The following is a 24238-nucleotide window of genomic DNA, read 5'->3' on the forward strand; positions in this document are numbered from 1 at the left end:
TTCGGCATCATGGGTGAGCCCTTGATGCTGTCAACCATCGCCGATGAAGCCCTGGGATGCGCTGGCAGTTCTGCGCGCTCTGGCGTTGCCGCCCGGCGGAAATTTGTTCCGCCAGGCTAGCCGCCGCGGTCTATCGCGCGCCGAAGAACGCCGTCTTCTGGGTTTCCTCGGCCTGCAGCCTGGCGCGCACGCGCATCAGGTCCTTCCAGCCGATATAGCCGACCAGGCGCTGGTCCTCGCGCGAGATCACGGGCAAATGCGAGACGTTGACCTGCATCAGGCGGTCGGCGAGCCGGTCGAGATATTCATCCGGATAGGCGACCGTGATCTTGCTGCCCGCCAGCAGCTGCTTGAGCGTCGCGGTGCGATGCTTGCCGGCGCGGCGCCAGCGCAGCACGGAGGGCGGGTCGATCACCCCGAGCACGTGATGGTTGGCGCCGACGACCGGGAAGCTCGGGTGACCGGTCTTCGGGTTGGTCAGGAAGGCTGCCGCGCCGTGCAGCGTCATGGTGTCGGAGACGCTCTCGACTGCCTTGGTCATGACATCGCGCACACGCGTCAGCGCGAAGGGATCGACACGATACTCGCGCACCAGATGATGGCCGCGCCGCGCGACCTTCTCGGTCAGGATCGAGCGCCGCATCAAGAGAACCGTGACGCCATGCGCGCTGCAGCAGGCTGCGATCAGCGGCAGCAGCACGTGAGTGTTGCCGGTGAGCTCGACCGCGAAGAAGGTCGCGGTCAGCGGCGAGCGCATCGTGCCGCCCATCGTCGCCGCCATCGCCAGCAGCGCCCAGAAGCCCGGGCTCGCGGCCGGCAGATACCCGCTCAGCGCCGTGCCCATCGCGCCGCCCATGATCAGCAGCGGCGCCAGCACGCCGCCCGACGTGCCGGAGCCGAGCGCGACCGACCAGATCACGGCCTTCACCACGAGCAGCAATAGCGCGGCCTTCGGCACCACGTCGCCGCTCAGCATCGAGGCGAGGTTGTCATAGCCGACGCCGAGCGCCTGCGGCTCGATCAGGCCGCCAAGGCCGACGACCAGGCCGCCGATCAGCGGCCACCACATCCAGTGGATCGGCAGCTTCAGGAACAGGTCCTCGAATCCGTAAACCAGCTGGGTGAGCACGCCCGACAGCAGCCCGGAGAGGATTCCGATCAGCATCCAGGCGCCGAGCTGCAGCACCGAGATGTCGACACTGCCTGTGAACGGACACAGCGGCGCCGGCATGTGCAGGAAGCTGCGCCCGACCGCCGCCACCACGGCGGCGACGGTGACGGGAATGAAGCTGCGCGGCGTCCACTCGAACAGCAGCATTTCGACCGCGAGCATGATCGCCGCGATCGGCGTTCCGAACACGGTGGTCATGCCGGCAGCGGCGCCGGCCACCAGCAGGGTCTTGCGCTCGTTGTCCGTCACTGGGAGCATCTGCGCGATCAGCGAGCCGATCGCGCCGCCGGTCATGATGATCGGGCCCTCGGCACCGAACGGGCCGCCGGTGCCGATCGACACCGCCGACGACAACGGCTTGAGGATCGCCACCTTGGGGTCGAGCCGCGAACGTCCGAGCAGGATGGCCTCGATGGCTTCCGGAATGCCGTGCCCGCGGATATTCTCGCTGCCGAAGCGCGCCATCAGGCCGATGATCAGCGAGCCGGCGACCGGCACCAGCACGGTCCAGAGGCCAAGCGGCGAGTCCTGCAATTTCAGGTCGGCGAAACTGAACTTGCCGAAATAGGCGATGTTGGTGGCGAGCTTGATCAGCTCCAGCAGGCCAGCGCCGGCCAGCACGCCGGCGGCGGAGACGAACACGGCGATCGCCGAGATCACCACGACGCGCGGATCGGTGGTGAAGTCGCTCAAAAGGTGGCTCGCCTTGTCGCCGATCTTGGCACTGGTCTTGGCAGCTGTGCTCGATTTGGTGGAAATGACGCTCATCGGTGGCGTAAGGCTCGCATGTGAAGTGGACGCGCGCGTCATATCGTATTGCGATGTAATTTCAAGCGAGAGAGATCGAATGGCAGCGATGAAGAGACCCCCTAAATCGCCGGCCAAATCCCCGATCAAGGCCCGAAAACGGGTTCCCAACCAGGCCGATTACGAGGCGCTGTCGCAATTCCGCTATCTGATCCGCCGATTTCTGGAATTCAGCCAGGATGCCGCGAAGGCCGAGGGCCTGACGCCGCGGCAGCATCAGGCCTTGCTGGCGATCCGGGGCTATCCGGGCGGCGGCCCGGTTACGATCGGCGACCTCGCCGAGCGTCTGCGGCTTCGCCACCACACCACGGTCGAGCTGGTCGATCGCCTCGCCGAGGCCGGGCTCGTCGAGCGCGTGCTCGATCCCGCCGACCAGCGACGGGTGCTGCTGAAACTAACTCGCCTTGCGGCCGATCATCTCGCCGAACTGTCTGCGGTGCATCTCGATGAGCTGTCGCGGATTGAGCCGCTGTGGAAGCAGGTCCTGTCGCGACGATCGGAAAGAATGCGTCGTGTACGACGCTTCGCGCGGAATGGGTCGTCCTCGCCCTCGGCTAGCGGTGCGCGGTCAAATGCAACTTGATCGTGTTAATCTCGATACAATTCGCGGCTAATGCACGGTGCAACACGGGAATATGCCTTGTCATTGTCATGAAACCTTCATAGACCATTTCGGGGGCGTTACCATTACATGAGCGGCAGCCGGTCGTGATCGATGCGGGCAATGCCATTGCCGTCGGGCATGGCGATCAGGCGGAAGTCGAACTCAAGCTACTTGCGCCGCAAGGAAGCCTCGAAAAACTGCGCGAGGCACCCTGCATCGTGCAGCATGCGCGCAATCGCGGCGCCTTCCACCGGCTGGAAACGGTGTATTACGACACGGCCGAGCGCCTGCTGTTTCAGCATGGCATGTCGTTGCGCGTCCGCCACAGCGGCAAGACCTTCATCCAGACGCTGAAGCTTCCCCCTAATGCCGCGCAGCCCCTGATGCGTCGCCAATGGGAGATGCCTGTTGGGAGCATGACCCCCGATCTGGCGCTCTTCCCCGCCGACGAGGTCGGCGATCCCGTTGCGGGGTTGAGCAACGACGCGCTGGTGCCGGTTTTCGAGACGAAGGTGCGCCGGCACGCCCGACAGCTCGATCTGCCTGATGCGTCGGTTGAAGTCGTGTTCGACGAGGGGACGATCGAGGCCGCTTCGCGCCAGGAAGTGCTGTCGGAAATCGAGATCGAGCTGAAGAGCGGCAATGCCGGCGTCCTGTTCGATCTCGGAACGCAGCTGCTCGACGCGGCGCCGCTGCAGATCGGCACGCGAAGCAAGGCGGAACGCGGCTATGCGCTCGCGTTCGATGTCGCGCCATCCGCAGTGAAGGCCGAGTTGTCAGGCATCACCGCGGAGCTTGTGGTCGACGACGTCATCGCACTGTTGGTGGGCTCCTGCTGGCATCATCTGCTGAAAAATCACGCGGTGGCCGAGCAGGGGACCGATCCCGAAGGCGTGCACCAGATGCGCGTGGCGTTGCGGCGCTTGCGGACGATCTGTGCGCTGTTCCGGCGCGACATTCCATCGCCGGCATTTCTGACGGTCAACAGCGAAGCAAAATGGCTGATGCGGCAACTCGGCCAGGCCCGGGATTGGGACGTCTTCGAGGAAACGACGATCGCCCGCCTGGTCAAGGCAGTTCCGGATATCGACCTGGATGGTCTCCGTCAGGCGGTCGAACAGCGTCGGAAGTCGAGCTACGGCACCTTGCAAAGCGTGCTGGCCGATCCCCGTTGCAGCCGCTTCCTGCTCTCGCTGGGGCAGTTGGTGGAGCGCCGCGGCTGGCGCAACGAGATCAACAGCGAAGCGCTGGCTGTGCTGTCGCAACCGATGCAGGTGCTCGCTGATCGAATTCTGGAGCGATTGCATCGCAAGACGTTGAAGCGCGGCGCGCGCTTCCGGCGGCTCGATATCGCTGCGCAGCACAATCTCAGAATCAACCTCAAGAAGTTGCGCTATGCGGCGGAGTTCTTCCTGCCGCTTTACGCCGCCAACGCTCCGGCGAAGCGCTACGTGAAACGGCTCGCCGGGCTGCAGACCAGTCTCGGTCGGGTCTGCGACATCGGAAGCACGCGCGTGCTCCTTCATACGATCCGGCAGGACGACCAGCCTGCGCTTCATCTCGGCATCGGCGCGATGGCCGGCTGGCTCGCCCGCGATCAGATCGCGGTCGCGAAAACGCTGCGCAAGAGTTGGCGGCGGTTCAAGACGACGCCCGTATTTTGGGGCCGCTGAGTCTGGCAGCGGCAGCCGTCAGCTATGCCTCTTGTTGAGGTTAGGTCGGCGCGCGGTTAACCCGGCGCACCATCAGGGCGTCGGAGGCCGGACTTCGTCGTCGGGCAGGGCGGGCTCCAACGACGCGTCTGCTCCAGCGCTGTCCAAAGCTGTTTCCTGAACAATCGGAATATGCGGCACGCTGCTGACCACGACCGGGTTGTCGTCGGCGGCGTGGCTTATGAGCGTTTCAAGAAACAGGAAAAATTTCTCGGAAAGCACAATAACCTCCCCCGGTTCGGAAGAGTCGAAATTAGGATAATCCTCCCGGGCGGCAGGCGCCAGTTGCCGGGGCGCGAAATCCCGTCAACAAACGGCGATTGTCGGCAGTTCAAGGGTCGGAGCGATAGCGCGCGCTAGGCCTGGATTGTAACCCCGGAAGCCTGCTGCGGCTTGCGCTCGGTGACCAGCGCCAGCAACACGGTCAGCACCATGAACACCACCGAGGCGCCGAACACCCAATGCGGCATGTGCTGGTCCATGATCCAGCCGAACAGCAGCGGGCTGACGATGCCGCCGAAGTTGAAGCCGGTGGAGACGATGCCGAAGGCGCGGCCAGCGGCGCCGGGAGGTGCCGCGTTGCGCACCATCATGTCGCGCGACGGCGCGATCACGCCGCCGAGGAATCCGGCGAGCCCCATCGCGAGCGTGAGCGCCACCGGCGGCAGGTTCATCAGCGCGATCAGGAGCACCAGCACGGCATTGACCGCGAAGCAGGCCGCGGCGAGCTGGCTGTGGCGATGGGTCCAGTCGGCGAGATAGCCGCCGGCGAGCACGCCCGCGGCGCTAGCGCCGAGGAACGCGGTCAGCGCGATGTTGGCGGTCGAGAACGATGCGCCGTAGCCGCCCATCAGCGCGACCACGCCGAAATTGTTGATGCCCGAGGTCGACAGGCTGAGCAGCGTGAAGAACGCGGTCAGCACCACGAGCGCCGGCGTGATCACGCTGGCCTTCGGCGCCGCATCGTCCTTCGGCTTGTTCTTGCTGGCGCCGGCATCGGGAATGCCGAGCACGATCAGGAACAGCGCCACCAGCGGACCCACCGCGCCGGCCACGATCAGCGTGCCGGGGCCGCCGATCGAGGCGACGAGAGCAGCCATGATCGCAGGCGCCACCGCGCCGCCGAGAAAGCCGGCAAAGGTGTGGATCGAGAAGGCGCGGCCCATCCGCGCCTCGTCCATATGGGCCGAGAGGATGGCGTAATCGGCCGGATGATAGACGCTGTTGGCGAGGCCGAGCAGCACGGCGCAGACGATCAGCGAGGTGTAGCTCAGATGCAGGCCGAGCCCGATCAGCGCGCAGCCGCCGACGGTCAGCCCGACCAACAGGATCTTGCGCGCACCGATATGGTCGGCGAGGTAGCCGATCGGCGCCTGGGTCAGGCCCGAGACCACCGCAAACACCGTCAGCGCGAAACCAAGTTCGACATAGCCGACGCCGAGCTGCTGCTTCAGAAACGGGAACAGCATCGGCAGCACGAAGATATGGAAGTGGCTGACCCAATGGGCGACCGAAATCCCGGTCAGCGTGCGCAGCGCGCTGTCGGCTTTCGCTTGCTGCGGTGCGGCCAGAATATCGACCATTGCTGATACAACCCTATTCCATAGCGTTTTCGAGCGAAGTGGGTGGTTCGCGTGAAGGAAACGCGTCAAATGAAAGCAACACCCGGCAGGGCCGCCCGAAAATAGAGGCTGGCCGCTAATTGTCCATGAACGCAGGCGCATGGCTGCCCCCGGCGCGGGCGTGCCGGATCGACACATGCGGCATTAAAGGCGGCGACAAAGTGCGGCGGTGCGGTGATGATCGGCCATGATCGACGCCAAGAAGCCGCTCCGCGTGCTGGTGTCGGAGGGCTCCAGCACCTCCGGCCGCGAGACGATCACGATCCTGGGACTGGCCGGCCATCACGTCGAGGTCTGCGACCCCTCGCGCTGGTGCCTGGCGCGCTATTCCCGCTTCGTCCGCAAATACCACCATTGTCCGCCGCTGCGGACCGATCCGGCCGGCTACCTGCGTTTCGTGGAGCGGCTGCTGGCGTCGCGGCGTTTCGATGTGCTGCTGCCGACCCATGAGCAGGGCTTTCTGTTCGCCCGTGCCGCGGCGCGGCTGGCATCGCATGCCGGCGTCGCGCTGCCGGATTTCGCCGTCTATCGCGCCGTGCACAGCAAGGCCGGCTTCAGCCGGCTGCTCGATCAGCTCGGCCTGCCGCAGCCGCCGACCCGGATCGTGCGCTCGGCCGACGAGCTGCGCGACGGCCTTCGGTTTCCATCCGTGGTCAAGACCTCGGTCGGCACCGCGAGCCGCGGCGTCTGGTTCGTGCGCGATGCCGGCGATCTCAACAGGGCGCTCTACGACCTCGAATCTTCAGGCGATCTTGCCGGCGAGGTGCTGGTGCAGGACCTCATCACCGGCACGGTCGAGAAGGCGCAGTCGGTGTTCTGCCGCGGCACGCTCATCGGCTTCCACGCCTACCGGCAGATTGCGGCCGGCGTCGGCGGCGGCGAGGCGATCAAGGAGAGCGTGAGCCGGCCGGCGATCCGCGCCGCGCTCGAGAGGATCGGTGCGCATCTCGGCTGGCACGGCGCGCTCTCGGTCGACGTCATCATGCCGCTCGACAGTGCGACGCCGCTGTTGATCGACTGCAATCCGCGGCTGGTCGAGCCCATGAATGCGTACCAGTCGGGCACCGATCTGGTCGACCTCTTGCTGCGCGTCTCGCTCGGCGAGACGCCGGCGCCGCTGGCCGAGAGCCGCGCCGGCGTGCGAACGCATCTCGCCATGCAGGCGCTGCTCGGCAACGCATCGCGCGACGGCACGCGGCGCGACCTGATCAGGGAATGCGGCCGCATCGCCGCGGGCGAAGGCCTCTATCGAGGAAGCACCGAGGAGTTGACGCCGGTGCGGCTCGATTGGCTCAGCGCCGTGCCGCTTGGGATGACGGCCGCGCTGCTGCTGGCCTCACCGCCGATCGCCGCATCGCTGGCCCGCGGCGGCTTCGGCGCACATCTGCTCGATCGCGGGAGTATCAGGACGATCGAGAGCGAGCAATTTTTGCTCGGTCTCTCAGCTAGTCGTCCTGGCGAAAGCCAGGACCCATAACCACCGCCGCAGGTTTTGCGGCACGCTGGGGCGGCACCTTACCCAATAGAGCGCTTCAGGGGTAATGGGTCCTGGCTTTCGCCAGGACGACATCGTGGAAACCCCTACAACGGCTCGTCGTCATTGCCGTAGCGGTCGAGCTTCGGCGTGGCGATGTCGCCATCCTCGTAATAATCGTCGTCCTGTGACGCTGCGGGCGGCGAAGGCTTTTTTGCCTTGTCGTCGGTCTTGTCGTTGATCTTGGCTCCGCCCTTGCTCTGCTTCCCGGCCTTGGCCATGCGTTTCCCCTGCGAGGGTCAAATCAGCTGCCGCAACACTACTCCAGTTTGCGCGCGCATGTAATGTGAGAGGAGGCGCGGCGCGTCACACCCGCCGCGCCGGTAGCTCAGGCTATCGCGCCGGTCACGGTTTTTGTCGAGTGTCGCTTGTCTGCCACTGCGATCGCTGTAAGAGCATGGATCCAATGAGCGTGCAGGATTTTGCCTTGGCGGCCGAGGTCGCGGCGCGGCGCCGGTGGAGCGCCACCGCGGCGCTGCTCGCGCTCGTGGTGCTGCTATGTGTGCTCTCGCTCGGCATCGGGCCGGTGCGGCTGTCGCCGCTTGCGGTGATCGAAGCGCTGTTCGGCGCCGGCAGCGACGTGGCGCAGGTGATCGTGCGCGAGATCCGCCTGCCGCGTACCATTCTGGCGTTCGCGATCGGCGGTATTCTCGGGCTATCGGGTGCGGCATTGCAGGGCCTGCTACGCAATCCGCTGGCCTCACCATCGCTGTTCGGCGCGCCGCAATCGGCGGCATTCGGCGCGGTGCTGGTGATCGCGCTGGGCCTCGCCGATGTGCGCTCCTACGCGCTGCCTGTGGTGGCGATCATCGCCGCGTTCGGCTCGGTGTTCGCGCTGCTCGCGATCGCCGGCCGCAATGCCGGGCTGCTGATCCTGATCCTCGCGGGGCTCGCGATCTCGAGCTTTGCGGGAGCTGCGACGGCGCTGGTGATGAACCTCTCGAGCAATCCGTTTGTGGTGCTGGAGATCGCGTTCTGGCTGCTCGGCTCGCTGGAGGACCGCAGCTTCCAGCACGTCGCGCTGGCGCTGCCTTTCATCATCGCGGGCGCGGCGATCCTGCTCAGCCACGCCAGCGCCTTCCGCGCGCTGACGCTCGGCGAGGAGGCGGCACAAAGCCTCGGTGTCGATGTCGCCCGGCTGCGGCTCCTCGTGATCACCGGCGTTGCGCTCGGCGTCGGCGGCGCGGTCGCGGTGACGGGCACGATCGGCTTCATCGGCCTCGTCGCGCCGCATCTGATGCGCCCGCTGATCGGCCACGATCCGGCACGGCTGCTGGTGCCGAGCGCGCTCACCGGCGCGGCGCTGCTGCTTGCCGCCGATATCGCGGTGCGCATCATCCCTTCGACCTCGGACATCAAGGTCGGCGTGCTGACGTCGATCATCGGCGTGCCGTTCTTCCTTTACCTCATCATGCGCGAACGCCGCGCGCTCGGCGGAGGCGTGGCATGACGCTGCTTACCGCCACCGCGCTCAACGCTTCGCTCGGCAGCCGCAAGGTGCTGCACGACGTCTCGCTGTCGCTGGCAGCCGGTCACCTGGTCGCGCTGGTCGGGCCGAACGGCGCCGGCAAGACCACGCTGCTGCGTGCGCTGGCCGGGCTGATCGCATCCGATGGCGACATCAGGATCGGCGGCGATGCGCTGGCGTCGCTGCCGCTGCGCGAGCGCGCCAAGCGCTTCGCCTATCTTCCGCAGGGCCACATGGTGCACTGGCCGTTGCCGGCGCGCGACATCGTCGCGCTCGGCCGCTATCCGCATGGCGCGACCGATCCGGCGCGGCTGTCACCGAAGGATGTCGAGGCGGTGCTGCGGGCGATGCAGGCCGTCGACGTTGAAGCGTTCAGCGATCGCCGCGTCACCGAGCTCTCCGGCGGCGAGCGCAGCCGCGTTGCGCTGGCCCGGGTGCTCGCAGTGGAGGCGCCGGTGATCCTCGCCGACGAGCCGACCGCCTCGCTCGATCCGCGCCACCAGATCGATGTGATGCAGAAGCTGCGCAACGTCGCCGACACCGGCGTGCTGGTCGTCGTGGTGACCCATGATCTCGGGCTCGCGGCGCGATTTGCCGATCACGTGCTGGTGTTGTCGGAGGGGCGGCTGGCGGCGCAGGGCGCGCCTGATGCGGCGCTGTCGGAAGCCGTCCTCGCCAGCGTGTTCCGGGTTCGCGCCTATCGCGCCGAGTTCCAGCGCGAAGCGGTTATCGTGCCGTGGGCGGACGTTTGATGATGTGGCGTTGCCACGAACTCGCTGCACCTCTCCCGCTTGCGGGGGAGGTCGCATCGCATCAAAGATGCGATGCGGGTGGGGCTCTCTCCACAATGCGATTCGCGGAGAGAACCCCCACCGCAGCCCTCCCCCGCAAGCGGGAGAGGGGGCGCAGTTCCAGCGCCGCGGGCATCGAGCTTCGTTTCGCCGCGCTTTGGTGTTCTCGCTTCTGACTTGGGCGATGTCTGCCAGCATCGCCTCCGCCGCCGGACCGCGCATCGTCTCGATGAATGTCTGCAGCGACCAGCTCGTGCTGTCGCTGGCCGACCCGGACCAGATCCTCGGCCTCAGCCGCTTTTCGCGCGATGGCTGGCAATCCTGGGCCGCCGAAAAGGCGCGAAACTTTCCGCTTCTGTCCGGCGGTGCTGAAGACGTGCTACTGCTCAAGCCCGACATCGTCGTCGTCAGCCTGTTCGACAAGCGCGCGACGCGCGATCTCTTGAGGGCCCACGGGCTGCACCTCGTCGAGTTCACCGTGCCGCGCACGCTGGACGAGGTGAGCGAGCAGATTCGCGCGATGGGCGATGTGGTGCAGCATCCGGATCGCGCGCGGGCCGAGATCGCACGCCTCGATGCGGCGATCGCCCGTGCGCGGGCGGTGGCGAGCGCGCATCACTATCGCGTGCTGCCGGTGGAGCGCCGCGGCTTTGTTTCCGGTGACAGCAGCCTCATCAGCTCGCTGATGGCGGCAACCGGCCTGACCAATGCGGCCGGCGAGCTCGGCCTCGGCGCGGGCGGGTTTGCGTCGCTGGAGGCGATCGTGAAGCTGCGGCCGGATTTCATCCTGGTGTCGGAGGCCGGCGATCGCGCCGAGGATGAAGGCCGCGCCTTCCTGCTGCATCCGGCGCTGGAGCGCTTCTATCCGGAAGGCAAGCGCATCGTGCTACCGGAGCGGCTGACGGTGTGCGGCGGCGTGATGCTGGCGGATGCGCTGGATCGGTTGTCGGAGGAGCTCAAGCGGGTGACGCGGTAGATCGTTAAATCCGCGGTCCAAGTCCCGTCATCCTGAGGAGCGCGCAGCGCGTCTCGAAGGATGCACGGCCCGTATGTTTCCAGGAGTTCGCGGATGGAGCCGGGCCGTCGCCCTTCGAGGCTCGCCCAGCGGCGCAATTGCGCCGCAAGGCTCGCACCTCAGGGTGACGGTCTCATATTTTCGCGTGTCTAACGGCCGGGCGCCTATCCCATCACCACGGGCCCGCCGGCCTTCTTCCAGGCGTCGATGCCGCCTTCGATATGCGCTGTGTTCGCCAGCCCCGCCTTCTTCGCGGCGGCCACCGCCATCGCGGAACGCTCGCCGAAGGCGCAGAAGAACACGACGCGGCGGCCGGTCGCGGCGGCGACCTCGCGCAGCATGCCGCCGGGCTGCAAGGTGGCGCAAATCTGGGGATAGGGCGCGTGCATGGCGCCGGCGAGCGTGCCGTGCTTGGCGCGTTCAGCGCTCTCGCGCAAATCGACCAGCAGGATATCGGGCCGGCCGAGGCTTGCGATGGCGTCGCGCGCATTGAGCGCGAGGCCTTCCTTGGCGAGCTCGTCCTGGTGCAGGCCGACGTGCATGTTGGCGGGCACCACGACATCCATCAGCTTCGGGTTCGGCAGGTTGAGGTTGTTCATCAGCTCGACATAGTCGTCGATCGATTTCACCTGCAGCCGCGGATTGTGGCGCTTCTCCTCGCCGATGGTGGAGACGGTGTCGCCCTTGTAGTCATGCGCGGGGAACACCATCGTTTCCTCGGGCAGCTTGAGCAGGCGGTTGAAGATCGAATCGTACTGCGCCCGCGCGCTGCCGTTCTGGAAATCGGTGCGGCCGGTGCCGCGGATCAACAGCGTGTCGCCGGTGAAGACGCGGTCGCCCATCAGGTAGCTATACGAATCGTCGGTGTGGCCGGGCGTGTACATCGCCTCCAGGCAGAGGCCCTCGATCGTCACTCTGTCGCCGTCGGAGACGCGCATCGACACCACGTCGGCCTTGCTCTGCTCGCCCATGATGGTGATGCATTGGGTGCGGTCGCGCAGCTCGCCGAGGCCGGTGACGTGGTCGGCATGCAGGTGGGTATCGACGGCTTTCACAAGCCGGAGGTCGAGCTCCTGCAGCAGCTTGCAGTAGCGGTCGGCCTTCTCCAGCACGGGGTCGAGGATCAACGCCTCGCCGCCGGCGCGGCTCGCGAGCAGATAGCTGTAGGTGCCGGACACGCTGTCGAAGAGCTGGCGAAAGATCATGACGGCTTACCTGTTCTCCGGGTCGAGTCGTAGGGAGGATATTATTCCATAGATAGGGTGCATTCAAAGCAAATCCATCCCCGTACCCCCCTGTCCCCGTCACCCCAAACCCTGTCCCCCGTCACCCTGAGGAGGCTGCGTAGCAGCGCGTCTCGAAGGGTCGACGGCCCGGCTCTTTCCGCGAGGCTATCAGCGTGCGGAGGCAGTGGGGCCGTGCATCCTTCGAGACGCCCGCTGCGCGGGCTCCTCAGGATGACGGGTTATGGTCTTGGGCGCCTACGGCCTCACGTAACTCCAGCCCTGTTCCTGCAGCTCCATCAGATGCACCACACCCGACGGTACGATGGTGGCGTCGGGGACGGCTGATATGGCGTGGCCTTCGGCCTTCTCCATGCCCTGCCTGGTGTTGCCGCAGGCGGAGAACTGGATCTTGCCGGGGAAGACGAAATCCTTGAGCCGCCTGATGCGGTCCTGCACCGGCGAGGTATCGCTGCGCAGCATATGCAGGCCGGGGCCGTAGGCGACGATATCGATCTCCACGTCCTCGTTCTTTGCACGATAGTATTCGATCACGTTGGTCGCGTTGTTGAGCGCGAGATTCATGACCTGCGGATCGTTCTGGTCGACCTGGATCGCGATGCGGTGCGGCTTGTCGGCGGCGAATGCGCTCGCTGCGAGGGCGAGCGAAAGCAGCGCGGCGGTGGCGAGACGGCGAAGCATGGGAAGCTCACTTGAAGAGGCTCCGCTGTCACCTCGTCATTGCGAGGAGCGAAGCGACGAAGCAATCCATTCTGTCCCTGCGGCAAAAGCATGGATTGCTTCGCTTCGCTCGCAATGACGCGGAGGGTTACGGCCTCACCAGCGTGTAGCCGTTCTCGGTCAACAGCAAGATCTGCGCGACGCCGACCTGCACGGGGGTGGCGGCGGCGATGTAGTCCGGCCGCTTGCCGGTGTCGCGCTCGATCGTGTCGACGGTGTTGAGGCAGATGTCTACCCGTGCGCCCTGCGCGACCAGGCTCTCGACCAGCTTGCGGTTGGCATTGTCCGGCTTGAGCAAGTCGATGCCCGGGCCGAAGGCGACGATCTCGACCGCGACCTTGTCCGGGTCGTAGTGCTTCATCAGATTGCTGGCGACGCTGAGGACGAGGCCCTGCTTCTTCGCGTCGTTGTCGGAGAGCTGCAGCACGACCCTGTGCTCGGCGAACGGCTTGTCCTGCAGCGGCGCAAGCTGGGCGCGGGCGAGCGGCGTCGCCAGCGCGATCGCCGCAAGGCCGAGTGCCGCGATGAGCGCGCGCCGCGTCATCCGTGCCTCGCAATGCCCAAATTGTCGTCGACGCCTTTCAGCGTCACGCCGGGCTCGTTGCGGTTCGGCGGCCGGCCGGCGCGCAGATGCCTGGCAACGACATCCCAGATCGGTGCGCCGCTCTGCTGATTGACCGAGGCCCAGCCCGCGACCTTGTAGTGCTTGGCGGCCTCGATATGCTTGCCGTTGCCGAGCTTCAGCTCGGAGATGCGCTTGCCGACGCTCTCGCCGGGCGTGCAGGTGTAGGCGAGGCCGCCGACGCGGACCATGTCGCCGCCCTGCTGGTAATAGGGATCGGCGTTGAACAGATTGTCGCAGACGTCTTCCAGCACGTCCTTGATCTGGCTGCCGGTCATCGTCGCGACGTAGGTCTCGGGATAGGTGATCGCGGTCTCCGACAGCACGTCTTCCATGGTCAGCGGCTGGCCGGCCAGCGTGGTGAGGCCCCAGCGGAAGCCCGGCGACAGCGCGATTTCGGCGTTGAGCTCGTTCAGCAGCGCATCGCAGATCAATTGGTCGACGGTGCCGGAGAAATTGCCGCGGCGGTAAAGCAGGCGGTCGGCGGTGCCGAGCTTGTCGCTCCATTCGTCGAGATGCGGATCGCGCATCTTGTCGATCAGCGCCTGCATCGCCGGATCGGGCTTCAACAGCTCGGCGAAAACCGGCAGCAGGCGGTAGCGGATATTGGCGACCTTGCCCTTGGCGAGATCGAGATCGAGCACGCCGATGAACTTGCCGTTGGAGCCGGCATTGGTGACCAGCGTGACGCCGCCGGCATTGGTCACGGTGATCGGGATCGGGATCGCGTCATGGGTGTGGCCGCCGAGAATGACGTCGATTCCGGTGACGCGGCCGGCGAGCTTGAGGTCGACGTCCATGCCGTTATGCGACAGCAGGATCACCGCGTCGACCTTGTCATTATTGCGATGGCCGTCGACGAGCTTTTGCAGCTCGTCGTCGCGGATGCCGAACTTCCAGTCCGGCGTGAAGCGCTTGGGATGTGCGATCGGCACATAGGGGAAGGCCTGGCCGATGATCGCGACGCGATGGCCGCCGATCTCCTTGATGATCGACGGCTTGAACACCCGCCCCGAGGCCGGATCGAACGCCTTGGCGTCGTTGAACGCGGCTTCCTCGGTCAGGAACACGTTCTGCGCCAGGAACTCGCCCTTGAAGCGGGAGAGATTGTCGCGCAGCACCTGCTCGCCATAGGTGAATTCCCAATGCCCGGTCATCGCCTCGATGCCGAGCAGATTGGCGGCCTCCACCATGTCGGCGCCGTTCATCGCATTGGCAAGGCCGGTGCCCTGCCAGAGGTCACCGCCGTCGAGCAGGATCGAGCGCTTCTCGCCGACATCGGCGCGCAGCTTGTCGACCAGCGTCTTCAGATGGGCAAAGCCACCGAGCCGGCCGAAGCGGCTGGCGGCCTTCTCGAACTCGACGCAGGTAAAGGCATAGGCATCGGCGCTGTCCGGCCGGATGCCGAAGCGGTCGAGGAACGCCTTGCCGACCAGATGCGGCGGCTGGCCGGCCATCGCGCCGACGCCGATATTGACGCCGGGTTCGCGGAAGAACACCGGCTTCAGCTGCGCATGGGTGTCGGTCAGATGCAGGATGCGGGCGTTGCCGAAGCGCTCGAGGTCGTAGACGCTGGCGGTATCGGCGCTGCGCGCGAGGCGGGGCAGGCCGGCCACGAGCGTCGCGGCGGCCGAAGCTCTCAGGAAATCCCGGCGGCGGATGATCATCATTCTCTCCGCGCGGCCCCTGGCCTGCGCGCCTTTAACGAACTTCCATGTCCTTCCAGCGTTCCTTTTCGCTGGTGGCCTGAAAGATCGATGCCTTTGCCAGCGCCTCGGCCTCCTTGGCCTGGGCGACTGCGGTGTCGAAATCACCAGCCTCACCGGCCTTTTTTGCGGCGGCGAGCGTCGAAGCCGTGGTGGTCCACTGGTTGCGGAGATTGCCGGCTTCCTTGTTGGCGGCCTCAGCCGCGGCATACGCCGCCTTGTAGTCGGCCTCGGAGGCGGCAAGGGCGCCGGTTGCAGTTGCGAGCAGCACGGCTGACGCTGCGAAGATCGCTCTGACGGCAGCCCTCATGGCCGTGCTCCCGGACCCGAAATCGGCAGGCCGTTGCTGACATAGGACAGATAATATTCGAGGTCGCGGTATTCGTCGTCCTGCGGGTCGAGCGGCACGCCGCGGATCTGGCTGTTGCAGGTGGTGAAGCGGCGGCTGGTCGTGCCCATGCCGCTCCATTCCGAGCGGTAGATCGGCATCGCGTTCAGGATGCCGAGTGCCGGCGCCAGCACCTCGGCGCGGATCCGTTCGCCCGGGCTCTGGATGTGGCAGGTGGCGCAGGAGAAATTGAGCTGGCCGCGGCGGGTGTAGAAATACTCCTTGCCCTTCTGGTAGGCCTGAAGCGCGCGCGGATCGTTCGGGATCTTGATGTCCATCGGCTTGCCGCGCGAGGTGAAGGCCATGTAGGCGGTGAGCGCCGCCATATCGTCCTTCACATAGGAGAACGGCGCCTCGCCATTGGCCTCGCGGCAGCGGTTGAGCGCGAGTTCGAGCGTGACGACCTTGCCTTCCTTCTCGTCGAAATAGGGATAGTTCTGGCGGATGCCGATGCCCTTGTTCGGGAAGCAGTCGGCGTAGGTCTTGCCGTTCTTGAACGGCGTCGAGAACATCTCCTTGCCGGCCTCGAGCGAGAACTCGTAGGGCGGAAACTGCTCCTTCTCCTCCCACTGCTTGTGCAGGTCCTCATTCATCGAATAGGGACCGTTGACGAAATCTTCGAGCTTCAGCTTGGGGAATTTGGTGGTGAAGAATTTCTGGAACGCGGCCTTGTCGGCGGCGGGATCGATGCTGTCGGCCGCGCGCGCCGGTGCACACGCCAGCATGCCGAGCACGAGCGAGGCGATCGCGGCGCGGATTGCGAGGCGCGCCGTCATTGAATCTTCGCCGTGGTGGTGTCGGTCGCGCCCTTGTTGTCGACCCAGCTGACCTTGAGATCGTCGCCCTTCTTGCCGCCCTTGAAGGCGAACTTGACATAGGGGTCCTTGGAGACGCCGCCGCCCCAGTCGGCGACGAACACCGGCTTGCCGTCATATTCGAAGGTCAGCACCTGGATGAAATGCGGCGGGATGATCTCGCCCTTGGCGTCCTTGACGAAGCCGGAATCCATCGGATGCTGGATCAGCGCCTGCACCTCGGTGGTGTCGCCGTTCGAGGTGGCGCGCACGCGAATGCTCGATGCCATCTTGATTGTCCCTTGATTGAACTCAGCCGCCGCAGCCGCCGACGGTGACCTTGATTTCCTTGCTTGCGCTGTAGAGCTTGCCGCCGGCCTCGACGATCACGGTGACGTTGCTGGTCTTGGCCATCTTGATGCGGTTGGCGACGCTCGGCAGCGTGCCGGCCGGAATCTTGTAGGAGGCGATCAGCGAGATCGGGTTCTCGCTCACCAGGAACGAGATCGAGGTGACGTCTGATAGCGTCGTGGTGGCCGAGATCGGCACCACAGCGCCGTTCTCGGCGATCTCGGGCGCGTCCATCTTGACCTTGTCCGAGGTCTCGGCGGTCTTGCCATAGAGCGCCTTGATCGCGTCGGCCTCGTTCTTCTGCTTGAACGCCTCTTCCGGATATTTGTCGTTGGCGGCGGCGAGCGCCCGCGGCACGTCGAACGGAATGACGCCAAGGCCGATCAGCGCGGCGATACCCGCGCCCTTCAGCACCAGGCGGCGGTTCGCAAGAAATTCGCTGGTCGTGATGTTCATCGAAAGAATCTCCTCAAGCTGATGTCGCCGCGTCACAGCGTCTGCAGGAAGTCCACCACCGCGTTGATTTCCTTCTCGCTCAGAATCCGGTTTCGGCCGAACGGCGGCATCACGGTCTGCGGATTGCGCTTGGTCTCATCGGTCACGATCGCGATCAGTTCGTCGCGGCTGTATTTCGCCTTGAGGCCGGTCAATTCGGGGCCGATCGTGCCGGGCAGGTCGCCGCCCTTGATGACGTGGCAGGTCAGGCAATTGCCCTTGCCGCGGTCGAAGGCGAGCGTTTGGCCCTCGGCGGCGGACTGGGCTTGCGCGGGCATGGCCATGGCAATGCCCGCCAGCAGCGCCAGGACGAAGGCTGGCTTGGAGAAAGTGGCGATCAAGGACGTTTCCCGGGCTTCAATCTCGATGATCCCATGGCAATATAAAGAGTGGAAAGCACAAAGGCCATCGGCTGGCAACACGGAGAATAGGCGCGTTGCGACGGGGTTAATGGAAGCGTGGTGGTCCGCAGGGGCATGATCAGATCCATCATCCTGAGGAGCGCGTAGCGCGTCTCGAAGGATGGACGGCCCGGCTGGTGGCCGTGCATCCTTCGAGGCTCGCGAGAGCTCGCGCCTCCAGCGACAAAGGCGAAGCCTTTGCGCGGGGATGACGGACCAGGCAATGTCGGCGAGCCGGTTCCGGTTTTGCCGATAGGAGCGGCCTGATCTAGAAGCGGTTACAAGGAGAAGCGCGGTGGCGGAGTTCGTGGTGGAGTTCGGCAAGGACGGCAGCCCGGTCGAGGCGGACGGGCGGCTCGACGCGGCGGCGTTCCACCGCAATCACCAACCGATCTGGGCGGTCCTGAAGAATTACCTCGCCGGCCAATTCGGCGACGTGCTGGAGGCCGGCAGCGGCACCGGCCAGCATGTGGTCTATTTCGCCGGCCAGACGCCCGACATCACCTGGTGGCCGAGCGACCTCCATGCCGCGCATCTGCGCAGTATCGAGGCCTGGCGCGCGCATGCCGCCCTTGCCAACATCCGGCCGCCGCACCCGATCGATCTGTCCGACCCGGCCTGGTCGCCGGCGCCGTCGGACGGCAAAGGTCCGGACAAGCTGCTCGCGATCTTCTGCGCCAATGTGATCCACATCGCGCCGTGGCGCGTCGCCGAAGGCCTGTTCGCCGGCGCCGCGCGGCATCTGCGCGCCGATGGCCGGCTGTTCCTCTACGGCCCATTCAAGCGCGACGGCAAGCACACCGCGCTCAGCAATGCCGTGTTCGACACCTCGTTGCGCGAGCGCGATGCCGAATGGGGCGTGCGCGACATCGCTGATGTCGAGGCGCTTGCGGAGAGCGTCGGGTTGAAGCTCGCAGGCAGCTTCGAGATGCCGGCCAACAACATGATCCTGATGTTCGTGCGGAAGGGCGGCGTTTAATCGTAAGCCAAACACCACCCGTCGCCGCGCAGCCAGCAGCGCTCGTCGGGAAGCTCAGCGTCACGATAAAGCTGCGTCACCTTCTGCCAGCCGCCGCGGGCGAGGGCTTCGGCCAATGCCTGCTCGGACGCTTGGTCGCGGCCGCCGTCGCAGGGAATGATCGCGACCGGTGATATCCAGGCGGCCCGATAGCCTGCGCCCTCGCGCCGGATCCGGAACACGGCGCCGGATCGCGCCACCTGCTCGGGCGCGCCGCCCTTGAATCCATCATCCGACGTCAGCGGCAGGATCAGGCGGCCGCCGTCGGCAAGGCCGTCGAGCCATCGGGCGGCAGGCCGGGTGCAGCCGGCGTTGACATAGATCACGTCGGCTGATCCGAACGACACCAGCGTGCCGTCACCCTGGATGATCTCGACATTGGCGTAAGCTCTGAGATTGGCGCGGGCGCGTGCTGCAAGCTCCACGTCGTATTCGATCCCAGTGACGCGCCCGGACGGCCCGACCAGATGCGCGAGGATCGCGGTGTAGTAGCCGGTGCCGGTTCCGATATGCACCACGTGTTCGCCGCTGGCGGGCGCGGCCTGATGCATGAGATAGGCGTGCAGCGAGGGCTGGCCGTTGTTGAGGCGGCGCTCGGGCAGCAACGCGACCAGATCGTTGGTGTAGAGATAGACCGGATCGGCATCGGGCGTCGGCACATAGTCGCGGCTCCACCACCTCAGCATCAGCCATGGCCCGGGGCCGACGAAGTCCTCGCGCGGAATGGCGGCGAAGGCTGCGGTCAGTCGCGGATCGACGACATTGGCGGCGGCCGTGATCTGCTTGGCATAGGCTCTGCGGACGATGCGGAGTTCGGCTTGGGGGTCCATCGCGGTGCTCCCTCCCAATGTGTTATTTGACACACCGAGGTGTGTGAAATAGCATACCTCGACGACGGAGGCCACAATGAAGAGACGGCTTTATCCGGCCGTGCTGGAGCGCGGTCCGCGCGGCGCGTTCGGGGCATGGTTCCCGGATTTTCCCGGCTGCGTTGCCGGCGGCAAGTCGCAGGAAGAGGCGATCGAGCGTGCCGAGCATGCGCTGGCCCAGGCGGTGGATGGCTGGGTCGAGCAGGGCCACGCGCTGCCGGAGCCGACGCCGATCGAGCGGATCGTGCCGCCGAAGGGCTCCGACGTCGCCGCCTTCTTCATGGTCGGCGTCGATCCGCCCGATCCGTCCGAGCGCGTCAATGTTTATCTGCCGAAAAGCCTGATCACGCGGATCGACAAGCGCGCCGCCGAGCTCGGCATGAGTCGTTCGAGCTTCTTCGGGTTTGCGAGCTCGCTCGCGCTCGAATGGCCGGGCGGCTATCCGCGCGGCGCCCCGATCGTGCCGCGCTCGAAGGTGCACAAGACCGGCGCGCTGCGCGCCGAGAAGCGGCCGGGCAAGAAGCCGGCGCGGTAGGGCGTCTGCCTCTCACGCTCCAACTCCATCTCCGTCACCCTGAGGAGGCCGCGCAGCGGCCGTCTCGAAGGGTCGACGGCCCGGCTGGTGGCCGTGCATCCTTCGAGACGCCCGCTGTGCGGGCTCCTCAGGATGACGGGGTTGATAAGGGCGCCTGTCTTTCCATCGCGTGCGGAGCGATCTCTCGTGCGCCTCCCGCATGGCCTTCGTCCGTTTGCGCCGGTTGATCGGCACGCACCCGCTCTCCATAGTGCGCGCGATTTGGAGGCTCCCGCCGGGGCTTCCATGCGGGAATGCCGATGATCGACGTGACAGCTGCGGATGAGGCGAGCGACGACGCGCGGGCGCGCGGCAATGTGTGGCGGCTTGCGGCGGCGCAGGCGCTGACCGGGGCCAATTCGGCCGTGATCTTCGCCACCGGCTCGATCGTCGGCGCGTCGCTGGCGCCCGATATCTCGCTCGCGACGGCGCCGCTCTCGATGTATGTGCTCGGGCTCGCCGCCGGCACGCTGCCGACCGGCGCGATCTCGCGCGCCTATGGACGGCGCGTCGCCTTCATCGTCGGCACCTTCTGCGGCACGCTGACCGGCGCGCTCGGCGCCTTCGCGATCCTGCACTCGTCGTTCTGGCTGTTCTGCGGCGCCACCTTCCTCGGCGGGCTCTACGGCGCCGTCGCGCAGTCCTATCGCTTTGCCGCGGCCGATGGCGCCAGCATCGCGTTCCGGCCCAAGGCGGTGTCGTGGGTGATGGCCGGCGGCGTGTTCGCCGGCGTGCTCGGGCCGCAGCTCGTGCAATGGACCATGGACATCTGGCCGCCCTATCTGTTCGCGTTCTCCTTCGTGATGCAGGCGCTGGTCGCGCTGGTGGCGATGGCGGTGCTCTCGGGCGTCGACGCGCCGAAGCCCGCGGCGGCGGATCTGCATGGCGGCCGTCCCCTGCTCGAGATCGCCAGGCAGCCGCGCTTTATCGCGGCGGCGCTGTGCGGCGTGATCGCCTATCCGATGATGAACCTGGTGATGACCTCGGCGCCGCTCGCCATGAAGATGTGCGGGCTCACGGTCAGCGATTCCAATTTCGGCATCCAGTGGCACATCGTGGCGATGTATGGCCCGAGCTTCTTCACCGGCTCGCTGATCGCGCGGTTCGGCGCACCGCGCATCGTCGCGCTCGGGCTCGTGCTGGAGGCGGTGGCCGCGATGATCGGGCTGTCGGGCATCACGGCGCCGCACTTCTGGGCCACGCTGTTCGTGCTCGGCGTCGGCTGGAATTTTGCGTTCGTCGGCGCCTCCGCGCTGGTGCTGGAAACGCACCGGCCGCAGGAGCGCAACAAGGTGCAGGCGTTCAACGATTTCCTGGTGTTCGGCATGATGGCGATCGGCTCGTTCTCGTCGGGCCAGCTGCTCGCGCATTACGGCTGGAATGCCGTCAACTGGGTGGTGTTCCCGCCGGTGCTGCTCGGCCTTGCCGTGCTGTCGCTCGCGTCATTCGCCAAGCGGCGCGCGAAATTGCGCGCGGTGGAAGAAATCCCGGACCCAAGCATCTAGGCATGTTCCGGAAAAGTGTGTCGCGGTTTTCCGCAAGAACATGCCCAAAAGAGTCCTGCTGCCAATTGCTGACATTTCGATCGGCTTCGAAGTGACCGGCTTGCGCGGCTCCTTACATCGTGAGAACGGATTAATCCGGTCATGACGATGTCGGAAGCAAGAGCAAGAAATGGACGCATCCTCACCCACGCGAACTGACGAATCCACGCTCGGTTACGAAGGTTGGCGCATCGTCGCCGTCTGCTTCCTGCTTGCGACCTTCGGCTGGGGACTGGGCTTCTATGGGCAGAGCGTCTATGTCGCCGAGCTGCACAAGCTGCACGGCTGGCCGGCGTCGCTGATCTCGTCGGGCACCACCTTCTTCTATCTGTTCGGCGCCGCGCTGGTGGCCTTCGTCAGCGAGGCGATCAAGGCGTTCGGCGCGCGCCTCTGCCTGATCGCAGGCTGCTTCGCGATGGCGATCGCGGCGGTTGCGATCGGCGAGGTGCGCGCGCCGTGGCAGCTCTATCTCGCCGATGCGCTGCTGGCGTTCGGCTGGGCCGGCACCAGCCTCGGCATCATCACCAACACGCTCGGCCTCTGGTTCGACAAGAAGCGCGGCATGGCGATCAGCCTGGCGCTGAACGGCGCGAGCTTCGGCGGCATCGCCGGCGTGCCGCTACTGGTGGCGGGGATCGGCACGTTCGGCTTCTCCGGCGCGATGATCGCGGCGGCGGGGCTGCTGATCGTGGTGATGGTGCCGGTGATCATGCTCTTCGTCGGGCAGCCGCCGATGCATCTGCACGCGGTCACTTCAGCCGCGGCCGATGCGCCGTCGGCGACCCAGATCCGTGCGCGGGCGCTGCGCGACATCCGCTTCCTCTCGGTCTCGATCGCCTTCGCGCTGGTGCTGTTCGCCCAGGTCGGCTTCATCGTGCACCTGATCGCGTATCTCGACCAGGTGATCGGCCGCGAGCGTGCGACGGTGGCGATGGCGCTGTTGACCGCGATGGCCGTGGTCGGCCGCGTCTCCTTTTCTTTCGTGATCGACCAGCTCAACCAGCGCCTTGCATCGGCGCTGTCCTTTGTCAGCCAGGCGATCGCGCTCGCTCTGATCATCAACGTACACAACGATATCGTGCAGATCGCCGCCTGCGCGCTGTTCGGCTTCTCGGTCGGCAATCTGATCACGCTGCCGGCGCTGATCGTGCAGCGCGAATTCGACCCGCGCGCATTCGGCGTGCTGGTCAGCCTGATCACCGCGATCAACCAGATCACCTACGCGTTCGGTCCCGGTGTGATCGGGCTGCTGCACGATCTCTCCGGCAGCTACACGCTGCCGTTCTACGGCTGCATCGGCCTCGAACTGATCGCGGCGGTGACGATCATGACGAAGGGAACGAAGTAGCAAGTAGCCCGGATGAAGCGCAGCGAAATCCGGGAACGGTATTGCCTCGTGGAGTGAACCCCGGATTTCGCTCCGCTGCATCCGGGCTACGAAATTGTCCGGAACGCGGAATTACGCCACCCGCTGCTTCAGCAATTCCTCCAGGTCCAGCCGACGCGTGAACATCGCAAGCTTGCCGTCGGCGCTGCGCGGCCACTCGGCTTCGGGCCGGTCCCAATAGAGCTCGACGCCGTTCTCGTCGGGATCGCGCAGGTACAGCGCCTGGCTGACGCCGTGGTCGCTGGCGCCATCGAGCTGGATGCCGGCCGACAGCACCCGATGCAGCGCATCGGCGAGCGCCGGGCGGCTCGGATAGAGAATGGCGGTGTGGAACAGGCCGGTGGTGCCGGGCGGCGGGGGACGGCCGCCCTTGCTCTCCCAGGTGTTGAGGCCGATGTGGTGGTGATAGCCGCCGGCGGAAATGAAGGCCGCATCCGTTCCCAGTCGCTGCTGCAGCTCGAAGCCGAGCACGCCGCAATAGAAGCCGAGCGCCCGCTCGAGATCGGCGACCTTGAGGTGGACATGCCCGATCCGCGTGCCCGCGACGATGGGAGGATTCTCTGGCATGACCGGGCTCCGTTGGCATCAATGCCGTGCCATCAGGGGCAAGGCTTCTCCTCCTGATATAGTCCGGATTTGCCGGGGCCGGAGCGATCCATCCGGAAACGCAGCGTTTCCGGATGATGCCACGGTCCGCCGGGGGTCTAGCAGAGCTCCGACAGCTCGCCGCCGGGCAGCTGGAACTCGAACGTGTTCAGCGTCATCGACACCATGGTGTAGTAGCCGCAGAGCCCGATCACCTCGACCAGGCCGCGCTGGCTCAGCACCTCGACCGCCTCGTCATACAGCCCCTTGGGCAGGCCGTGACCTTCGTGCAGCGCCCTGGCGACGTCGTAGATCACCCTGGCCTTGGGATCGTCGAAGGTCGGCGTCCGGCGCACGCGAATGTCCTCGATGATCTTCGGGTCGAGGCCGCCCTTCAGCGCGAGCCGCTTGTGGGCATACCATTCGTAATGTGCGGTCCAGTGCCGCGCGGTGACCAGGATCGCGATCTCCGACAGCTTTGGCGGAAAGATCGTGTCGAAGCGCAAGACCTCGCCGAGCCGGGTGGCATGCCGTGCCATCTCCGGGCTGTTCAGCCAGGCCATCATCGGCGCCGGTGGCGCGCCGCGCTTGCCGGCGATCGACTCGTCGTAGGTTTCTTTCTGGGCGGCGTTCATTTCGCTAGGCGAAAGCAGCTTCAGCCGCATGTCCGTTTCCTCTTGTTTTTCAATCGTTACCCCATCTCGGCGATACACCCGATCGCGCAAGCTGAGTAGCGACGCCAGAGCATGGCGCGGCCGCGAGGCATATTGAATTCGGCGGCTGCGTAGGTCTAAGGTCGAATCCAATTCGTCGATA

General features: G+C 65.9%; 26 protein-coding genes. 10 read left to right on the forward strand and 16 right to left on the reverse strand.

Annotated elements, in window-relative coordinates; genetic code table 11:
- Positions 1-130 precede the first annotated feature (130 nt).
- Entirely contained in the window at positions 131-1939 is a 1809-nt protein-coding gene (locus AKN84_RS06330) for a chloride channel protein (protein ID WP_050419891.1), read from the reverse strand.
- A gap of 79 nt (positions 1940-2018) precedes the next feature.
- Here AKN84_RS06330 and AKN84_RS06335 point away from each other — a divergent pair, with 79 nt between their 5' ends.
- Both AKN84_RS06335 and AKN84_RS06340 read left to right on the forward strand, forming a co-directional pair.
- The gene (locus AKN84_RS06335) at positions 2019-2561 is read left to right on the forward strand and encodes a MarR family winged helix-turn-helix transcriptional regulator (protein WP_050419892.1); all 543 of its coding nucleotides are present in this window, start codon (positions 2019-2021) and stop codon (positions 2559-2561) included.
- Between the two features lie 125 nt (positions 2562-2686).
- Entirely contained in the window at positions 2687-4255 is a 1569-nt protein-coding gene (locus AKN84_RS06340) for a CYTH and CHAD domain-containing protein (RefSeq protein ID WP_050419893.1), read from the forward strand.
- A gap of 72 nt (positions 4256-4327) precedes the next feature.
- On the opposite strand, the gene AKN84_RS06345 is transcribed toward AKN84_RS06340, so the two are convergent.
- A complete protein-coding gene (locus AKN84_RS06345; RefSeq protein WP_050419894.1) occupies positions 4328-4516 on the reverse strand; it encodes a hypothetical protein in 189 nt (62 codons plus the stop codon).
- A 134-nt stretch (positions 4517-4650) separates the two neighbouring features.
- Complete coding sequence (locus AKN84_RS06350; protein ID WP_050419895.1) at positions 4651-5877, reverse strand: MFS transporter; 1227 nt, start codon at positions 5875-5877, stop codon at positions 4651-4653.
- 226 nt (positions 5878-6103) lie between these two features.
- On the opposite strand from AKN84_RS06350, the gene AKN84_RS06355 reads away from it, so the two are divergent.
- Entirely contained in the window at positions 6104-7393 is a 1290-nt protein-coding gene (locus AKN84_RS06355) for an ATP-grasp domain-containing protein (RefSeq protein ID WP_050419896.1), read from the forward strand.
- Positions 7394-7497: 104 nt separating this feature from the next.
- Here the strand turns inward: AKN84_RS06355 and AKN84_RS47975 are convergent, their stop codons facing one another.
- Positions 7498-7671: a hypothetical protein gene (locus AKN84_RS47975; RefSeq protein ID WP_167351836.1), complete on the reverse strand. Its 174-nt coding sequence runs from the start codon at positions 7669-7671 to the stop codon at positions 7498-7500.
- Between the two features lie 185 nt (positions 7672-7856).
- Between AKN84_RS47975 and AKN84_RS06360 the strand changes: the two genes are divergently transcribed.
- From AKN84_RS06360 to AKN84_RS06370, 3 genes are all read left to right on the forward strand, one after another.
- Positions 7857-8900, forward strand: coding sequence for a FecCD family ABC transporter permease (locus AKN84_RS06360; RefSeq protein WP_050419897.1), 1044 nt, complete (start codon positions 7857-7859; stop codon positions 8898-8900).
- Positions 8897-9670 carry an ABC transporter ATP-binding protein gene (locus tag AKN84_RS06365; RefSeq protein WP_050419898.1) on the forward strand — a complete coding sequence of 258 codons (774 nt, stop codon included), beginning with the start codon at positions 8897-8899 and terminating at the stop codon, positions 9668-9670. The genes AKN84_RS06360 and AKN84_RS06365 overlap by 4 nt, the downstream gene beginning before the upstream one ends.
- A 223-nt stretch (positions 9671-9893) precedes the next feature.
- The gene (locus AKN84_RS06370; protein ID WP_193399633.1) at positions 9894-10685 is read left to right on the forward strand and encodes an ABC transporter substrate-binding protein; all 792 of its coding nucleotides are present in this window, start codon (positions 9894-9896) and stop codon (positions 10683-10685) included.
- 203 nt (positions 10686-10888) lie between these two features.
- Here AKN84_RS06370 and AKN84_RS06375 read toward each other — a convergent pair whose 3' ends face one another.
- The 9 genes from AKN84_RS06375 to soxX form a co-directional block, all read right to left on the reverse strand.
- Positions 10889-11929: an MBL fold metallo-hydrolase gene (locus tag AKN84_RS06375; RefSeq protein WP_050419899.1), complete on the reverse strand. Its 1041-nt coding sequence runs from the start codon at positions 11927-11929 to the stop codon at positions 10889-10891.
- Between the two features lie 276 nt (positions 11930-12205).
- Positions 12206-12649, reverse strand: coding sequence for a DsrE family protein (locus AKN84_RS06380; protein ID WP_050419900.1), 444 nt, complete (start codon positions 12647-12649; stop codon positions 12206-12208).
- Between the two features lie 127 nt (positions 12650-12776).
- Positions 12777-13232, reverse strand: a complete 456-nt coding sequence (locus tag AKN84_RS06385; protein ID WP_050419901.1) for a DsrE family protein — start codon at positions 13230-13232, stop codon at positions 12777-12779.
- A complete protein-coding gene (soxB, locus tag AKN84_RS06390) occupies positions 13229-14977 on the reverse strand; it encodes a thiosulfohydrolase SoxB (protein ID WP_050420001.1) in 1749 nt (582 codons plus the stop codon). Before soxB ends, AKN84_RS06385 begins: the two co-directional genes overlap by 4 nt.
- A gap of 34 nt (positions 14978-15011) precedes the next feature.
- A complete protein-coding gene (locus AKN84_RS06395; protein WP_050419902.1) occupies positions 15012-15326 on the reverse strand; it encodes a hypothetical protein in 315 nt (104 codons plus the stop codon).
- Entirely contained in the window at positions 15323-16180 is an 858-nt protein-coding gene (soxA, locus tag AKN84_RS06400) for a sulfur oxidation c-type cytochrome SoxA (protein ID WP_050419903.1), read from the reverse strand. Before soxA ends, AKN84_RS06395 begins: the two co-directional genes overlap by 4 nt.
- Positions 16177-16488: a thiosulfate oxidation carrier complex protein SoxZ gene (soxZ, locus tag AKN84_RS06405; protein WP_050419904.1), complete on the reverse strand. Its 312-nt coding sequence runs from the start codon at positions 16486-16488 to the stop codon at positions 16177-16179. Before soxZ ends, soxA begins: the two co-directional genes overlap by 4 nt.
- A 22-nt stretch (positions 16489-16510) precedes the next feature.
- Entirely contained in the window at positions 16511-17005 is a 495-nt protein-coding gene (soxY, locus tag AKN84_RS06410) for a thiosulfate oxidation carrier protein SoxY (RefSeq protein ID WP_050419905.1), read from the reverse strand.
- A 32-nt stretch (positions 17006-17037) separates the two neighbouring features.
- Positions 17038-17328, reverse strand: a complete 291-nt coding sequence (soxX, locus tag AKN84_RS06415) for a sulfur oxidation c-type cytochrome SoxX (protein WP_050420002.1) — start codon at positions 17326-17328, stop codon at positions 17038-17040.
- 412 nt (positions 17329-17740) lie between these two features.
- Between soxX and AKN84_RS06420 the strand changes: the two genes are divergently transcribed.
- Positions 17741-18424, forward strand: a complete 684-nt coding sequence (locus AKN84_RS06420; protein ID WP_050419906.1) for a DUF938 domain-containing protein — start codon at positions 17741-17743, stop codon at positions 18422-18424.
- Here the strand turns inward: AKN84_RS06420 and AKN84_RS06425 are convergent.
- Positions 18421-19293 (reverse strand): protein-L-isoaspartate O-methyltransferase family protein, encoded by an 873-nt coding sequence (locus tag AKN84_RS06425; RefSeq protein WP_050419907.1) that lies wholly within the window; start codon positions 19291-19293, stop codon positions 18421-18423. The two genes, AKN84_RS06420 and AKN84_RS06425, sit on opposite strands and share 4 nt — an antisense overlap.
- A 76-nt stretch (positions 19294-19369) precedes the next feature.
- On the opposite strand from AKN84_RS06425, the gene AKN84_RS06430 reads away from it, so the two are divergent.
- From AKN84_RS06430 to AKN84_RS06440, 3 genes are all read left to right on the forward strand, one after another.
- Entirely contained in the window at positions 19370-19867 is a 498-nt protein-coding gene (locus tag AKN84_RS06430) for a type II toxin-antitoxin system HicB family antitoxin (protein WP_050419908.1), read from the forward strand.
- A gap of 299 nt (positions 19868-20166) precedes the next feature.
- A complete protein-coding gene (locus AKN84_RS06435; RefSeq protein ID WP_050420003.1) occupies positions 20167-21411 on the forward strand; it encodes an MFS transporter in 1245 nt (414 codons plus the stop codon).
- A 169-nt stretch (positions 21412-21580) separates the two neighbouring features.
- Positions 21581-22798 (forward strand): MFS transporter, encoded by a 1218-nt coding sequence (locus AKN84_RS06440; protein WP_050419909.1) that lies wholly within the window; start codon positions 21581-21583, stop codon positions 22796-22798.
- A 111-nt stretch (positions 22799-22909) separates the two neighbouring features.
- On the opposite strand, the gene AKN84_RS06445 is transcribed toward AKN84_RS06440, so the two are convergent.
- Together AKN84_RS06445 and AKN84_RS06450 are read right to left on the reverse strand one after the other, a co-directional pair.
- Positions 22910-23404, reverse strand: a complete 495-nt coding sequence (locus AKN84_RS06445) for a VOC family protein (protein WP_050419910.1) — start codon at positions 23402-23404, stop codon at positions 22910-22912.
- 137 nt (positions 23405-23541) lie between these two features.
- Positions 23542-24087 carry a carboxymuconolactone decarboxylase family protein gene (locus AKN84_RS06450; protein ID WP_050419911.1) on the reverse strand — a complete coding sequence of 182 codons (546 nt, stop codon included), beginning with the start codon at positions 24085-24087 and terminating at the stop codon, positions 23542-23544.
- Between the last annotated feature and the right edge of the window lie 151 nt (positions 24088-24238).

The organism is Bradyrhizobium tropiciagri, assembly GCF_001189845.1.
In the GTDB taxonomy this organism is placed as follows: domain Bacteria; phylum Pseudomonadota; class Alphaproteobacteria; order Rhizobiales; family Xanthobacteraceae; genus Bradyrhizobium; species Bradyrhizobium tropiciagri.